At 53.4% G+C, this 551-nt stretch carries 1 protein-coding gene; it reads right to left on the bottom strand.

Annotated elements, in window-relative coordinates; translation table 11 throughout:
- Positions 1-548, bottom strand: a 548-nt coding sequence (locus tag GFB49_RS20955) for a carbohydrate ABC transporter permease (RefSeq protein WP_194269445.1), incomplete at its 3' end; no start/stop codon positions are given.
- Positions 549-551 lie beyond the last annotated feature (3 nt).

The following is a 551-nucleotide window of genomic DNA, read 5'->3' as shown; positions in this document are numbered from 1 at the left end:
TAATAGGCGTCGGGGATCGATTTCAGACCGGCAAAAGCCAACAGCGCCACCAGCGAGGTCCAGTGCCAGACATCCATCACAATGATGGTGGCCCAGGCCGCAAAGGTGTCTTGGGTATAGTTATAATTGATCCCCAGCGCATCCAGCGTATAGCCCAACAGACCAATGTCCACGCGGCCAAAGATCTGCCAGATGGTGCCCACCACGTTCCACGGAACCAGCAAAGGCAGTGACATCAGAACCAGGCAGAAGCTTGACCAGAAGCCCGATTTCGGCATGTTCAGCGCCACAAAAATTCCCAGCGGAATTTCAATCGCCAGAATAATGCCCGAGAACATCAGCTGCTGACCCAAAGCATCCCACATCCGTTCCGAATGCAGCATCTCTTCGAACCATTCGAGACCGGCCCAGAAGAACTGGTTGTTGCCGAATGTGTCCTGAACCGAGTAATTCACAACCGTCATCAACGGGATCACCGCCGAAAACGCGACCAGGATCAGAACCGGAAGGATCAGGAACCAGGCCTTTTGATTGACTGTCTTTTCCATCAG

Origin of the sequence: Tritonibacter litoralis, from assembly GCF_009496005.1 — a bacterium.
In the GTDB taxonomy this organism is placed as follows: domain Bacteria; phylum Pseudomonadota; class Alphaproteobacteria; order Rhodobacterales; family Rhodobacteraceae; genus Epibacterium; species Epibacterium litoralis.
The sequence above is the reverse complement of the archived record's forward strand: the minus strand, read 5'-3'. Positions and strand labels throughout refer to the sequence as shown.